We start from the raw sequence: 14163 nt of genomic DNA, 5'->3' as shown, positions 1-14163 counted from the left end.
GACAATATTAATTTAAATATGGTTTGTTAGCACATAAGTTGTATAAAATTGTCAAGGCAAATTATAACAATTAAACAATTGCTGAAGACAACTCAAGCATAAATACAAACTAGTGCAAAGATAGTAGTTGCGTCATTCAACTAAATTCCGTACTTAGAGGATGTTTGAAAAGTTTGCGGTTTAGTAGACCTCTTGCAGAATAATTTTATGTTACGATAGAGAATTTCGACATAAATTTGCCAAAACTTTTGTGCAAGAGGTCTACTCAAAAAATCTCTCAGGATATAAGTTGTAAACATATTTCAGTAACCTGGGCACAAACCAGTAGAAATGTGCATGGGCATTTTTTTGATTATTAGCTATGTCTATTTCTAGACAAGCCAACTCTAATATGAATTTAAAAGTCAGAAATTAGGAATTGATATAGGAATTAAATTTTTGTTTATTTATAAATTATCAAATGGACAAAAGACATACCTATGTCAATTCTCTAGAAATGATTATTTAACAAGACGTTCCAGGCATATAAACATCATTTTTCAAGTTATTTGGCGATATTAAATATTCTCTGAATGAATAAAATTTATGCACAAAACGGATGATTCTGTAACTTGCTTAGGAGGTCTTTTGAAGTATGAAACTCTTACTTAGAATCTTTCAAAAATTTAGTGCCAATTTATTAAAGAAACTGCTAAAGCTAAAAAATACGCACTTGTTAATTTTTGATATTATTATTTTTTCAATTACTCCTTTATTAGCACTGCTTATCCGTTTAGACGGCTCTCTCGATATTCAAGCGGACATATCACAACTAGGAATCGCAACTCTACTATTTTTATTAGTTAAACTAATTGTATTTTGGAGTTTTGGTTTTTATAGGCGATACTGGCGCTATGCCAGTGTTGAGGAACTGACATATATAGCCATGTTGATGGTAGGTGCAATAGTCATCCAAAGCATGACATTTAATCTTCTTAATCACATATTGCCTTTTGCAACAGATAACCTGCCGCGATCGCTGCCATTTATTGATGGATTACTGTCATGTATTTTCATAGGAATGTTACGTTTCAGTTTTCGAGTTGTAGAAAGATTTATCCAACGTCAAGGAGTATTTAATCCACGAGAGCGGGTGCTGATTATTGGTGCTGGTAATGCCGGAGTTTCCCTTGTGCAAGATATGCAAAGCAAGCCTAAACTAGGCTTTCATGCTGTTGCCTTCATTGACGACGATCCACGGAAATTAAATGTCCGAATTCGTGGTATTCCAGTTGTAGGCAATCGCCACCAAATTCCTGATACTTTGAAATCTCTCCAAATCCACAAAGTTATCATCGCTATGCCTACGGTTGCTGGCCATGTTATTCGAGAAATCGTAGATATTTGCAAAGCAACTGGAATACAAACTAGTACTTTACCTGGAATATATGAAATCCTCAACGATCGTGTGCGGGTAGATAGCATTCGAGATGTCAGGATTGAGGATTTGCTCAGGCGAGAACCCATACAAACTGATGTTGAGCAAGTGCATAAATTTATCAAAGGTAAAACAGTACTGATTACAGGTGCAGGAGGATCAATTGGTAGTGAACTTTGCCGTCAAATTTTCAAGTGTCATCCTGCGGAAATGATACTTATGGGACATGGGGAGAATTCTATATTTAATATCCAACAAGAGTTAGAAAAACTGATCCAAATACTCAAAAATGATGGGAAAGTACAGCGATACACCCCTCGTATTTATACTTTCATTGGCGATATTCGTTATAGCATTCGCCTAAAACAAGCTTTTGAACAATTTCAACCTAACGTGATTTTTCATGCGGCTGCTCATAAGCACGTTCCTCTGATGGAATTAAATTCATCAGAAGCAATCACTAACAATGTGCTTGGAACAAAAAACTTATTGGATATGGCGCTGCAATACAATGTTCAAAACTTCGTGATGATTTCCACGGATAAAGCTGTTAATCCCACTAGTGTCATGGGTGCTAGTAAAAGAGTTGCCGAAATGCTAGTGCTGCAAGCTGCAAAAGAAAGCGGTAAACCTTATGTTGTTGTGCGCTTTGGCAATGTTTTGGGTAGTCGCGGTAGTGTAGTTCCCACTTTCAAAAAACAAATTGCTTCAGGTGGCCCAGTAACCGTTACCCATCCAGATATCTGTCGTTATTTCATGACTATCCCAGAAGCAGTGCAACTTGTTTTACAAGCTGCGGTATTGAGTCGTGGTGGTGAAGTTTTAATGCTGAATATGGGCGAACCTGTAAAAATTGTTGACTTGGCGAAGGAATTAATTCGCCTTTCGGGATACGAGGTAAATAAAGATATTGACATCTTATTTACAGGCTTAAGACCTGGAGAAAAGTTATTTGAGGAACTGTTTATCGAGGGAGAAGAGTACGAACCAACTCAACATGAAAAATTGATAGTAGTGAAAAATGGCAGTCGGATTGTTTCAGAAAATCTCGCCATGACTGTAGAAGAATTGTGTGCCGCAGCAGGTAAAAATGATATTAAATACATCATGTTATTACTGGAACAACTGGTGTCAGGATACAAACCTAAGTACTTAGAAAATAATGAGCGAAGAAACAGTCTAAAGAATAGTGCTGTAATCAGATATTCAAATAAAAATAAACTTGCGAAAGTGGAATCGGGAGGAGCTAAATAAAATAGAGGATTTGGACTCTAAGTCGATGGCTAATTCATCAAATAACTCTACATTTAATTTAGGGAATCAACATGAAAACTATCTATGGCTCTCACGGTTTATTACAAAAAATAATCCGATATACCCAGGATGATGAGCATTTGTATGGCAATCAAGTGAGAGCATTTGAAATTACCGATTTGACAACAACAACTTATAAAGAAAAAGCGTTTAAAGATAATCCAATTATCAATGTAAGTGGTTATGGGTGGAATAAAACCGGAATGCATAATATCGATCCTCACAAGCTTGAGAGCGGCAAATGGATAGCTTGTGTAGATGGTTATCAAATCATTGTTGTGTTTGGTATCAAACTGCAAAATTGGATGAGGTTAATGACTAAAGCAAATGCAACAACATAAGCCTCTAACACTGCGCGGCAACTTTTCTTGGACTTTCGCCGGTAATTTAGTTTATGCAGCTTGCCAGTGGGGAATGTTGGTGATACTGGCTAAACTTGGCAGTCCAGAGATGGTAGGACAGTTTACCTTGGGGCTGGCGATCACAGCACCTATAATCATGTTTACAAATCTTCAGTTGCGAATTGTCCAAGCAACAGATGCCAGAAAACAGTATTCTTTTAGCGATTACTTGGGGCTAAGACTAATCTCGACAGCTTTGGCACTTGCGATCATTACGGTTATTAGTTTGTTAGGCGGCTTTCGATGGGAAACCTCTCTAGTTATCTTCTTGATGGGCTTGGCAAAGGCATTCGAGTCTATTAGCGACATATTTCATGGACTGATTCAGCAGCATGAACGCATGGATCGGATTGCAACATCGTTGATGATTAAAGGCCCTCTATCACTCCTACTACTGGGCATTGGAGTATATATGTCTGGCCATATTCTCTGGGGAGTGGCGGGGTTGGTCTTTGCTTGGGCAGTGGTGTTGGTCGCTTGGGACATTCGCAGTGGTATCTTGATGCTATACAGGTCACAATTGCAACCGCGTTGGCATCGAAAAACCCTAGTAAAGCTGGTATGGCTCTGTTTGCCTCTGGGGTTTGTGATGATGCTAATTTCACTCAATACCAATATTCCCCGTTACTTTATTGAACGATATTTAGGTGAGCGGGAATTGGGGATTTTTGCAGCCATTGCCTACCTGATGGTGGCAGGAAACATCGTAGTAAATGCCCTAGGAGAGTCAAGCATTTCTAGACTAGCTAAGTATTACGCGGCTAAAGATGCTATTGCTTTCCATACACTCCTACTCAAGCTGGTAGGAATCGCTGCCTTATTGGGCGGAACAGGTGTTTTGATAGCTGTTGTAGCTGGACATCAGATCCTGACTCTTCTGTATCAACCTGAATATGCCGAGCAAACAAATTTGTTTATCTGGTTGATGGTTGCGGCTGGAATTAACTATGTATCGTCTTTCCTGAGCTATGGAATGACGGCATGTCAGTACTTTCGCATCCAAATGCCTTTGTTTGCGACTGTAGTAACTATCTCAACCATAGCCTGTCTATTGCTGCTACCCAGTTTGGGGTTGCTAGGAGTAGCGATCGCACTAGTTATTGCAACTATTGTTCAAACAATTTTTAGTTTAGGAGTTATCTTCTATGCACTACACAAACTCTAGAGATATCCAGAATGTCGATGAGCATTCAATACGTATCCTCCATATTGTTGCAGGGATGAACAGGGGTGGAATCGAAACCTGGCTAATGTACATTTTGCGGCACATTGATTGCGATCGCTTCCAGATGGATTTTCTGATTAACACAGCCCAGCCCGGTGCTTACGATGAAGAAATCCGTGCCCTTGGTAGCAAGGTTATTCTATGTTCTCATCCGTCACGATCCTGGTTTTATGCTCCTAATTTCAAACGTATCTTACACGAGTACGCAACAGGACTACCTTGTGTGTTCTCAAAGTCATAATATTGGTACAAATTAATGTCAAATATGATCATTAAAAAAACATTAAATCAGGATTTTTGGAATAACGTAATTCTTTTACCTATTGACTTAATTTTGATTTTTTGTTCGACATTTCCTGGAGAGAATAAAACGGTGTATGAAATTCCTTTATTTTTTGTTTTTTGGACAATAGTTTTTGTCCTGAGAAGAAACTTTATTTTAAGCCCAGCAGAAATTTCTGCTCAAATATTCATTTTTCTCGCTCTTTTACCTATTTTTATTCAATTTTATCAATACAATTTTGACTATTATTTTGGCGCTATATCAGGAATTCTATATGTTAATATTCTTGTTTTTGGCACTCATGTAATCGAGCGATTGCTCAGTAATAGTCCAGGTTGTAAGATAGTTCGATGGCTGCCTGCCATGACACTAATTTTTCTTGGAGTATTATCTCAACAGTTTTCTGGAAACGAGCCAAGACAATCCTTTATATTTGGGCCCAATATTTACTACAGAATTATTGGAACTATTTTCTTGCTAAATCTCGTATTGGTTCATGAAAATTACTCTAGCAAAAAAGAAAAAATTTCAATACTTAGCTTAATCACTACGATATTTTGTTTAGTTATTGCATTGTCTCTAATGGTTAAAACAGGTTCTAGAGGTGCAACAATAGTAGGAATTGTTATGACATTATCTTTTCTTTACACAGTACTATATATCAGATTGAATTGGCTAAAGTTTGCTAGTATAGCTATAACATTTGCTCCTTTTTTACTCGCTATAAATTCAAGTTTTTCTAAATATATTATTGATTCTAGAGTATTTTGGTTTTATGACCGTGGTGCCTCCTCTAGTTCTATTGCAGTCAGGGAAGGATATTGGCAAAATTTGACATCTTTTTTTATAAAAGATAATTTTTTATTCGGAGAAGGAAGCCAATATATATATTCCTATCCTCACAATATTTATCTAGACCTGCTATATAATAGCGGCTTTTTACCCTGTGTTATTCTTATAGGATTTACTGCAATGTATGGAATACTTTTATGGCAAGGTAAATTAAATAGAAACTGGAAAATTATAACTATAATTTGTTCACCAATTTATATAGGTTCTCTATTGTCTGGAACATTATATGACAACTATTCAATTATAAGCCTAATATTAGCACTACCAATTTTGATACAAAACCAAGTTCCTACTATAGCTACAAAAAATCAAAGGGTCTAATAAAGATTCAAATCTATAGTTTGAACAGGAGAGAATCAATTTTATGTATGAATTTGATTTGTTGATACATACCTTCCGTTTTGAAGGACATCCAATAGCAGTATTAGAGGCTTTATCTTATGGAATACCTTGTCTACTCACACCTGGTACTAATATGGCAAGTGAAGTGGAGACCGCTGGGGCTGGATGGTCAGTGGAGGCTACTCCAGCAGCGATCGCTAAAGGTATGCAAGATGTTTTGGCCGCGCGATTAGAACTTTCAAAAAGAGGACAGGCGGCACGAAATTTAGTAGAAGAAAATATTCCTGGAACCAGATTGGCAAGCAGTCACTTCAAGAATATTTAAACTTATTGCATCCAAATTACAAAATTGCAGATGTAATTGTTAAGTCAAATAATTCTCCAGAGGTTCAACGTTGATGGATACTCGCACATTAATTTATTTACATCAATATTTTTCTATTCCCACAGTTTCTGGAGGCACAAGATCCTGGGAGTTTTCGACTCGTCTTGTCCAAGATAAATGGCAAGTTTGTATGTTTTGCGGTGACTCGGAAATTCATGGAATTCCCGCCGTTAATATCCTGAAATTGTTCAACACCAAAAATGTTAGTTTTAAATTAAATGTTATTCCTTTGAAGTACAGTAATTACATGAGCTTCTCGCGGAGAATTTTGGCATTTTTGAGTTTTGCTGTAAGGTCTTCTTTACAAGTCCTGCGGGAAGAAAAAGCTGATCTCACTTTTGCTACTAGCACACCGCTTACTATTGCAATACCAGCTTTATTGCGAAAATGGTTACATGGGACTCCTTATGTTTTTGAAGTCAGAGATCTCTGGCCAGAAATGCCAATAGCGATGAAAGCTGTACGCTCACCATTAGCTATATTTTTGGCTCGGCAATTAGAACTGATAGCTTATCAAAATGCTTCTCATATTGTGGCGCTTTCTCCTGGCATGAAAGAAGGCATCGTCAAACAGGGTATTCCTGCTGAGAAAGTAGAAGTGATTCCTAATGCTTGCGATAATGCACGTTTTAACATTTCAGAAACAATTGGATTAGAGTTTCTCCGCCAGCATCCCGAATTATCTGGCGGGCCTTTGATTGTTTACACCGGTACATTGGGGCATATAAATGGAGTCAACTACTTGGCTTATTTAGCAAGTCACATGAGAAATATCATACCTGAGGCTAAATTTCTGGTGGTTGGTTCAGGTGTCTGTGAAAGTGAAGTCAGAGAAGCTAGTTGTCAATTAGGGATTTTGGAAAAAAACTTCTGGATGTGGCCACCTATTCCTAAAGCTGAAATGCCAGCACTTCTTTCTGCATGTACCGTTGCCACCTCCTTGTTTAAGCCAATTCCTGAGATGGAGCATAATTCAGCTAATAAATTCTTTGATGCCCTAGCAGCAGGTCGTCCAGTCGTAATTAACTATGGCGGTTGGCAAAAAGAAATTCTCGAACAGTCTGGTGCTGGTATTAGCATTTCTAGCAACGATCCAAAAGTTGCTGCAATTCAACTTGCAAAATTTTTAAATAGCTCTGAGTGCTTGCAAAGCGCTCAGACTGCTGCAAGAAAACTTGCAGACACAGTGTTTGATCGGGATATTTTGTACAAGAAACTAGCAAATGTTTTTCAGAAGGTTTTAAATGAAACGCATTCTGGCATTTAAAAAGTGGAAACATTGGTCGAAAATAAAATTCTTACGTTGTGCTGATAAGTTACTAGCAGCCGTTGGAATTGTTGTTGCGTCCGTCGTCTTTACGGCAACAAATACAGAAGTTGTTGGACAAGATATATACCCTAAGAGTAAGCAATTTCCGTTAGGACTATACTCCATACACGAAGCACAAGATATGCAGAGGGTGCGGCAATTCGGATGGAAAATCGCCCAGACATATCATTTTACCCCTTCTTTTCTTGAGACTGTAGCTAAGGGTAAGATGCTTGCTCTTGCCAGCCTGCCAGGTAAATCTGAGCCGATACCAGAAGTGCAAGCGGCAAAGAAGATAACTGCTCTTGCTAAGAGCGATCAAGTAGCGTGGTGGGAATTTCCTGAAGAACGGCGCTATTGGAGAGATGGAGAAATGGCGATAGTCACCAATTATGCGAGTTGGACACGCAAGTATGACCCAAAAAAGCGACCAAATTATATGTACATCCCCGGTCACTATGATGCTACAAGTGTCCAGCAGTATGTACCTTATTTGGATATCATTCCCTCCAGCGTTTACACAAACTATATAGGGGTGCCACATGCATGGGTGCGATGGCGGATGGAAACCACACTAAAGGGGATCAAGCTAGCACAAGCCACGATAGGCCCTGATTATCTGAATGGAGAAAAAACTCCTGTAGCAATTCTGGAACTTTTTTACGAATCGGGTAATGCGATCGCCACAACTGAAGGGGCCTATCATGACTTCTGGCAGTCTATTGTATCTGGTGCTAGGGGGATTCTCATTTTTTCTTACTGGCATGAGCGCGACCATCCAAATCTAGAAAGTGTTTTGCAAACATATCATAAGGCTGCTGGAGAGATTGTAGGGCCAGAGCAATTGGGCTCGGCTATCTTGTATGGCACGAGGCTAGATAATGTGAGCTTTGAGATTATCGCTGGGCCAAGAAGGACAGAGAAGTTCTACACCTATGGCATGAAACAGCCACTCAGCTTTCCTTCTATTAATCTCCTGACAACTGTTTGGAATCAATCTACCTACGTTATTGCCGTCAACTCAGCAAATGAACCTGTTTCGGTTAGTTTTACTGGTCTTCCTAATACGCCCACCGAAGCAACTGTTCTATTTGAAAACAAGACAGTTCCGCTTACCGATGGAGTGTTGAATACCGAATTTCAACCACTTGGTGTACATATCTTCAAAATTGCTAGCAGCAGTAGCAGCAAAGTCTTGAAAGGGGAAAAGCAAAGTATCTGCGCTCAATTTTTTCGATAAAAGTTATATACCTTGATTACTGATTTTAGTTGACAAAAGTGAAGAATATAGCTATGAACAGCAAATATTTACAGCAACATATTTCTATAAAAAGTAGCAGATTAATCAAGTCTATATTAGATAGATTTGTAGCAGCGATCGCCCTTTTAGCTCTTTCTCCAGTGATATTGATAATTGCGATCGCTATTTATCTCCGTATGGGTTATCCAGTTATTTTTATCCAACCCCGTCCCGGTAAAAATGCTCGTATTTTCAATTTTTACAAGTTCCGCACTATGACGGATGAACGCGATGCCAAAGGTAATCTTCTCCCTGATGAGAAACGCCTCACGCCTTTTGGTGAATTTCTTCGTCAAACCAGTTTGGACGAACTCCCACAACTTTGGAACGTCCTCAAGGGTGACATGAGTTTGGTGGGCCCTCGTCCTTTACTGGTACAGTATCTTGACCGTTACAGCCTCGAACAAGCACGTCGCCACAATGTCAAACCGGGTATCACAGGTTGGGCGCAAATCAATGGTCGCCGATTATTAGATGGATGTTGGGAAGAGAAATTCAGATTAGATATTTGGTACATTGACAATTGGAATCTATGGTTGGACTTGAAAATTCTGGTTTTAACTCTGTTCAAAGTTTTGAAAAAAGAAAATATTAGCCAAGAAGGCTACGCTACAGGTGAAGAATTTCAAGGTAGTACTAGAGAAGTATGAAATATTATTGTACAAACTCTCAATAAATAAGGCAGAAGACTGAGAAAAGTCTGAGTGAGGTTTTTCGAAGCTCGTGAACTCGCTAACGCTTCATAACTTCGTCAAGACAAGAGATTAGCTTCACAATAACCAAAGAAATTTCTTGTAATAAATCCTATTATTTCAGGTAAATGTTTATGGAAAAAGGATGGGAAGTAGGTTCTGAATTTGATTGGTCAAATGACTTTTTAATGGCATCTAAAACTAACAATTTTCTACCTAAGCTATATGAACTTTTTTCCACTGGTACAGCTTGTTTGATTTCTCTCAACAATCTATTAAATCAGAATCAAGTCCGTCAGCTACGACTGCATTTGCCATCTTTTTCATGCATGGATTTTGCAACAAAACTCAAAAAATATTTTGAGATATGTTGGTATCGAGATTTGCCAACTGAAGAATCCCCAGATTTTAACTCCCTCAATACTTTCCCAGGTGATTTAGTTTTAGCAGTTAACTTATTTGGGGTTAGACAAAGAAAATGTTGGCAAGATTGGCTATCTAAACATAATGAGATTATCTTAATTGAAGACCATAGCCACGACCCTTTTTCTTCTTGGGCACAGCAAAGTAATGCTCACTATGCTATAGCTTCTCTACGTAAAACTCTGCCAATCCCAAATGGAGGTATTATCTGGTCACCCCAAAATATTAAGTTGCCAAAAGCTTCTTCAGAATCACCAGCTAGTTGTAAAAAGCTGACTGCGATGCTGTTAAAACGAGCTTATATTAGTGGTGCAAATATCTCGAAAGATATCTATCGGCGACTAGAGATTGAAAGTGAGGAAGAGCTTGATTGCGAAACTAATTATGCAGCTTCAACTTTTACTTCTAATATTTTAAACTGCCTAAAAATTGGAGAATTTAGGCGAAAAAGGGAAAAAAATGTCAAACAATTTTTAGCTTGGATATCAATTACAAACCATCCTAATTGGACACCCCTTTTTACCTCTTGGCCCAATGGTTCTGTGCCATTCAACAGTATAATTGTCTGTAAAGATTCAGAAAATCGAGAAGCTTTACGTAACTACTTAATAAGTCAAAACATATTTCCACCGATTCATTGGCCGCAAACGCCAGAAAATTCATCTAATGACCCTTTAGCAATAGATTTGTCAAAACGCATTTTAACAATACCAACAGATCAACGTTACTCTTTAGATGATATTAGTCGTGTGGCAGCGAAATTTCGAGAATTTTTTCAACAATATGATAATCTTGCTATCTCTATGATTGGAGGATGAAAAGTAATTCAAAATTCAATAATTTATTGTTGTTCGCACAATTTTTTGAAGTTTTGAAAGTAAGCAGGATATATTACATGAAAACTTTTACTTACAAATTATCACAAGATCAGCTAGCTCTTTTACCCACAGAGTCAGATATTGCTTTTTATGAAGAACACGGCTGGTTTATTAGCAAAAAAGTTATACCTGATGAGATTATAGATGAAGCGATCGCAGGTAGTGAAAATTTTTATCGCGGAGAGCGAGACGCAACACTTCCCTATAGTACTGGTTACAGCGATTGGAAGCCTGGAGATGGAGACGCTGTACGCAATAATCAACACGTTTCTTATCGGAAAAAAGAACTACGCAAGCTCGTTCTTCAGCCAATTGTTGGGGCGATCGCCGCGAAACTAGCTAGAACTACAGAAATTCGATTATTTGAAGATACGCTAATCTATAAGGCACCCATCACGATTAGCAATCAAGGAGGCGTAGTTGGCTGGCATACCGATTACTCTTATTCTTCTAACTGCACCTCTAAAAAAATGCTTTCCGCTTGGATACCTTTCCAAGATATTGATGAAAATAAAGCACCACTCGTTGTTCTTGATGGTAGTCATAAGTGGTCAGATACTGAACATCTGCGTTGCTTCAATAACCAGAATCTCAAAGAGATAGAAGAGAAATTTACCCAAAAAGGACGAGGAATTGTTGAAGTACCTATCATCCTCAACAAAGGTCAAGTTAGCTTTCACCACTGTTGTACTATTCACGGTAGCTATTCCAATTGCAGCAATTCAGTACGTTTAGCATTTGCTTTATATTTACAGGACTATGCCAATCGCCATCAACCTTTTTGGAATAACAAAGAACAAATTCATCACTTTCTTGACAGTATCTGTCGCAAACTGCCCAACGGCAATCCAGATTATAGTGATCCAGCAATATTTCCTATCTTGTGGTCAACAGATGATAGATAAAAAATAGTCAAATATAACCAAATAACTTGGGAACATAAGATAAATATGCAAGTACAAATAATAGAATTAACAAATGATTTGTGGTTAAAAACCCTGCAAGAAATCCGTCATGATTTTTACCATTTGCCTGAGTACAGCTATTTAGAAGCTAAAAGAACTGATACTATCCCCGAAGCTATATTAATAACTGAAGGTGAAAAAAAGTTTTTTGTCCCTTATTTACTCAGGAAATGTAATGATATCCTCTTTGAAGGACTACAATCAGCAGATATTTTTGATGTTGTTTCCCCCTATGGCTATCCGGGAATCTTGCTCAGTGAAGCAGCTCTTAACACACCAGGATTTCTAGATGCTGCTCTAGATATCATGAAGCAGGAATTTCACTCTAGGGGAATATGCTCCGCTTTCTTTCGTTTGCATCCAATTCTCAATGAGAGTTTCACCAAAGTCTCTCAAACGGAAACTTTGAAACTTACAGGCGAAACAGTCTCAGTTGATTTGAGGCTTTCTAACTTGTGGACTCACACCAGAAAGGGTCATCGTAGCACAATTAACAAGTGTAAGCGCCTCGGAATGGTTGCAAAGATGGTTCCATTCCAAGATTATTTGGACGAATTTGTTGCAATCTATGAAGAAACCATGAAACGTGTCAATGCAACGACAGGATACTATTCCTTTAATTCCGAATATTTTACTCAAATGAATGATTTGTTAGGTATTAGTCTTCATCTATGCATTGTTGAACATGAACATCAAATAGCTTGTGTTGGTTTATATACAGAATGTTGTGGAATTGTGCAAAGCACACTTGGAGGAACAAGAAATCAATTTGCTCATTTATCACCAGGTAGTTTAGAAACCGACTATGCAAGGTATTGGGCACAGAAACGCGGTAATGAATTTTTGCACTTGGGAGGTGGAGTTGGTAGTTCAAATGAGGATAGTTTATATATTTTCAAAGCGGGTTTCTCTCAACTGACTCACAAGTTTTTAACATTACGCTTAATAATTAATGAGGAAAAATATTATAAATTGGTGGAATTAAGAGCGAAAGTTATAGGTAAAACAGCATCAGAATTATTGGAATCAGACTTTTTTCCTGCTTATCGTTCACATTGAATAACCACGATCGGAAAATTATGCTTTTCATTTTTCATATTGGTTAAGCAATTAAGCTTGATAATGCTTCTAGTATTTAAGTTTTGAAAATTTACATAAATCATAGTCAATGAAAATTCAACAACCATCCGTTTTAATTCCCGATCCATGCAACAATCCTCTCGCGTACTATGCAATACGCTGTCTTAAAAAAGCTAATAGTGAATTTAAGATAAATGTGATTGTCTCTTCAGACCAAGTATCAGATGAGAATCAATGGTTATATTTTTACAAGCATTCGGCATATATTGATAGTTTAGTTATTTCGAAAAATAGGATAAATTCACTAGAGTATTTAGATGAGGTAATTAGGATAATCGAAAATCAAGGAATAAATATTATATTTCCGGCTTCCGAAGAAGGATTTAAGTTTGTTTCAAAATATAGAGATAAATTGTCAAAGTTTTGTAGAATAGTGGCATTACCAAGTGAAGAAAATTTAGATACAGCCTTTGACAAATGGAAGTTGCACCTTTTATTAAAAAAACATAATATTCCAACACCTGAAACAGTTTTACTTAAAGAGATTGAGAATATTAGCCAATTTAATTATCCTGTAATACTCAAACCAGTTGATGGAAGTGGTGGAAAAAATATACAAAAATTTGAGTCTTTAGAAGAAGAAAACTTTCAGGCTCTTTGTAACTATCCCAACGATGTCTATATTGTTCAAAAATATGTACCTGGTCATGATATAGGTTGTAGCGTTCTTTGTCAAAATGGGCAAGTTCTTGCTTACACAATACAACAGCAATTAGGGTTAGCAAAAGGATTTACTCCCAAAATTGACAAATTGAAGTTTGTTCATGATTCTGCTGTTATTGATATAGTCACAAAAACTATGAATGTACTTAAATGGAATGGTGTTGCTAATTTAGACTTAAGATACAATTCTCAGACAGGGCAAATTAATATTATTGAAATCAATCCACGGTTTTGGCAATCTCTAATGGGTTCTCTCTCAGTTGGTGTAAACTTTCCGTATATTTTATATTTACTATCAAATAACATCAATTTTGAGAGGATTTCCTATAAAGAACAATATTATGCTAAATTCCATAGGTTTATTCAAGATGCTTTCAACGGCTCTTTAGAATATAGTTTGTTTGATACGAATGTTAAATATTTTTTATCAGATCCAAGTGGTATACTCCATTTCTTATTTTATAAGCTTATTAAACAGAAGTTACTTCAAAATATGAAAAGTATATTTTCTCTGCAATCTCAGAAATTACAAAATGTTAAATAACAACTAAGTGTAAAGATTTTTAGGGTCATC

13 protein-coding genes are annotated in these 14163 nt (G+C 37.2%); all 13 read left to right on the top strand.

Translation table 11 applies throughout. The annotated features are described in order from the left end of the window. Positions 1–634: 634 nt before the first annotated feature. The 13 genes from FD724_RS26435 to FD724_RS26375 all read left to right on the top strand — a co-directional run bounded on the left by FD724_RS26435 (position 635) and on the right by FD724_RS26375 (position 14133). Positions 635–2671 carry a nucleoside-diphosphate sugar epimerase/dehydratase gene (locus FD724_RS26435; RefSeq protein WP_179074649.1) on the top strand — a complete coding sequence of 679 codons (2037 nt, stop codon included), beginning with the start codon at positions 635–637 and terminating at the stop codon, positions 2669–2671. A 71-nt stretch (positions 2672–2742) separates the two neighbouring features. Further along, entirely contained in the window at positions 2743–3072 is a 330-nt protein-coding gene (locus FD724_RS26430) for a hypothetical protein (protein WP_179074648.1), read from the top strand. Next, entirely contained in the window at positions 3059–4297 is a 1239-nt protein-coding gene (locus tag FD724_RS26425; RefSeq protein WP_179074647.1) for a lipopolysaccharide biosynthesis protein, read from the top strand. Before FD724_RS26430 ends, FD724_RS26425 begins: the two co-directional genes overlap by 14 nt. After that, positions 4278–4598 (top strand): hypothetical protein, encoded by a 321-nt coding sequence (locus FD724_RS26420; protein WP_179074646.1) that lies wholly within the window; start codon positions 4278–4280, stop codon positions 4596–4598. Before FD724_RS26425 ends, FD724_RS26420 begins: the two co-directional genes overlap by 20 nt. 15 nt (positions 4599–4613) lie before the next feature. Further along, positions 4614–5813, top strand: coding sequence for an O-antigen ligase (locus tag FD724_RS26415; RefSeq protein ID WP_179074645.1), 1200 nt, complete (start codon positions 4614–4616; stop codon positions 5811–5813). A gap of 43 nt (positions 5814–5856) precedes the next feature. After that, positions 5857–6159: a glycosyltransferase gene (locus FD724_RS26410; RefSeq protein WP_179074644.1), complete on the top strand. Its 303-nt coding sequence runs from the start codon at positions 5857–5859 to the stop codon at positions 6157–6159. A 73-nt stretch (positions 6160–6232) separates the two neighbouring features. Continuing rightward, the gene (locus FD724_RS26405; protein WP_179074643.1) at positions 6233–7486 is read left to right on the top strand and encodes a glycosyltransferase family 4 protein; all 1254 of its coding nucleotides are present in this window, start codon (positions 6233–6235) and stop codon (positions 7484–7486) included. Further along, on the top strand, positions 7464–8768 hold the full coding sequence (locus FD724_RS26400) for a hypothetical protein (protein ID WP_179074642.1): 1305 nt from the start codon (positions 7464–7466) through the stop codon (positions 8766–8768). The genes FD724_RS26405 and FD724_RS26400 overlap by 23 nt, the downstream gene beginning before the upstream one ends. A 53-nt stretch (positions 8769–8821) precedes the next feature. Next, complete coding sequence (locus tag FD724_RS26395; protein ID WP_114081662.1) at positions 8822–9478, top strand: sugar transferase; 657 nt, start codon at positions 8822–8824, stop codon at positions 9476–9478. 176 nt (positions 9479–9654) lie between these two features. Next, entirely contained in the window at positions 9655–10761 is a 1107-nt protein-coding gene (locus FD724_RS26390) for a DegT/DnrJ/EryC1/StrS aminotransferase family protein (RefSeq protein ID WP_179074641.1), read from the top strand. A 77-nt stretch (positions 10762–10838) separates the two neighbouring features. Then, on the top strand, positions 10839–11726 hold the full coding sequence (locus FD724_RS26385; protein WP_179074640.1) for a phytanoyl-CoA dioxygenase family protein: 888 nt from the start codon (positions 10839–10841) through the stop codon (positions 11724–11726). Positions 11727–11771: 45 nt separating this feature from the next. Further along, a complete protein-coding gene (locus FD724_RS26380; RefSeq protein WP_179074639.1) occupies positions 11772–12845 on the top strand; it encodes a GNAT family N-acetyltransferase in 1074 nt (357 codons plus the stop codon). Positions 12846–12954: 109 nt separating this feature from the next. Continuing rightward, a complete protein-coding gene (locus FD724_RS26375; RefSeq protein ID WP_179074638.1) occupies positions 12955–14133 on the top strand; it encodes an ATP-grasp domain-containing protein in 1179 nt (392 codons plus the stop codon). The last annotated feature ends 30 nt before the right edge of the window (positions 14134–14163 follow it).

Source organism: Nostoc sp. C057 (assembly GCF_013393925.1).
Classification (GTDB): Bacteria; Cyanobacteriota; Cyanobacteriia; order Cyanobacteriales; family Nostocaceae; genus Nostoc; species Nostoc muscorum_A.
Note: the sequence above shows the minus strand (reverse complement) of the source record. Positions and strands in the feature narration are given on the sequence as shown.

Coding starts and splice junctions, on each gene's coding strand:
- FD724_RS26435 (WP_179074649.1), top strand. CDS start 635: ATGAAACTCTTACTTAGAATCTTTCAAAAATTTAGTGCCAATTTATTA.
- FD724_RS26430 (WP_179074648.1), top strand. CDS start 2,743: ATGAAAACTATCTATGGCTCTCACGGTTTATTACAAAAAATAATCCGA.
- FD724_RS26425 (WP_179074647.1), top strand. CDS start 3,059: ATGCAACAACATAAGCCTCTAACACTGCGCGGCAACTTTTCTTGGACT.
- FD724_RS26420 (WP_179074646.1), top strand. CDS start 4,278: ATGCACTACACAAACTCTAGAGATATCCAGAATGTCGATGAGCATTCA.
- FD724_RS26415 (WP_179074645.1), top strand. CDS start 4,614: ATGTCAAATATGATCATTAAAAAAACATTAAATCAGGATTTTTGGAAT.
- FD724_RS26410 (WP_179074644.1), top strand. CDS start 5,857: ATGTATGAATTTGATTTGTTGATACATACCTTCCGTTTTGAAGGACAT.
- FD724_RS26405 (WP_179074643.1), top strand. CDS start 6,233: ATGGATACTCGCACATTAATTTATTTACATCAATATTTTTCTATTCCC.
- FD724_RS26400 (WP_179074642.1), top strand. CDS start 7,464: ATGAAACGCATTCTGGCATTTAAAAAGTGGAAACATTGGTCGAAAATA.
- FD724_RS26395 (WP_114081662.1), top strand. CDS start 8,822: ATGAACAGCAAATATTTACAGCAACATATTTCTATAAAAAGTAGCAGA.
- FD724_RS26390 (WP_179074641.1), top strand. CDS start 9,655: ATGGAAAAAGGATGGGAAGTAGGTTCTGAATTTGATTGGTCAAATGAC.
- FD724_RS26385 (WP_179074640.1), top strand. CDS start 10,839: ATGAAAACTTTTACTTACAAATTATCACAAGATCAGCTAGCTCTTTTA.
- FD724_RS26380 (WP_179074639.1), top strand. CDS start 11,772: ATGCAAGTACAAATAATAGAATTAACAAATGATTTGTGGTTAAAAACC.
- FD724_RS26375 (WP_179074638.1), top strand. CDS start 12,955: ATGAAAATTCAACAACCATCCGTTTTAATTCCCGATCCATGCAACAAT.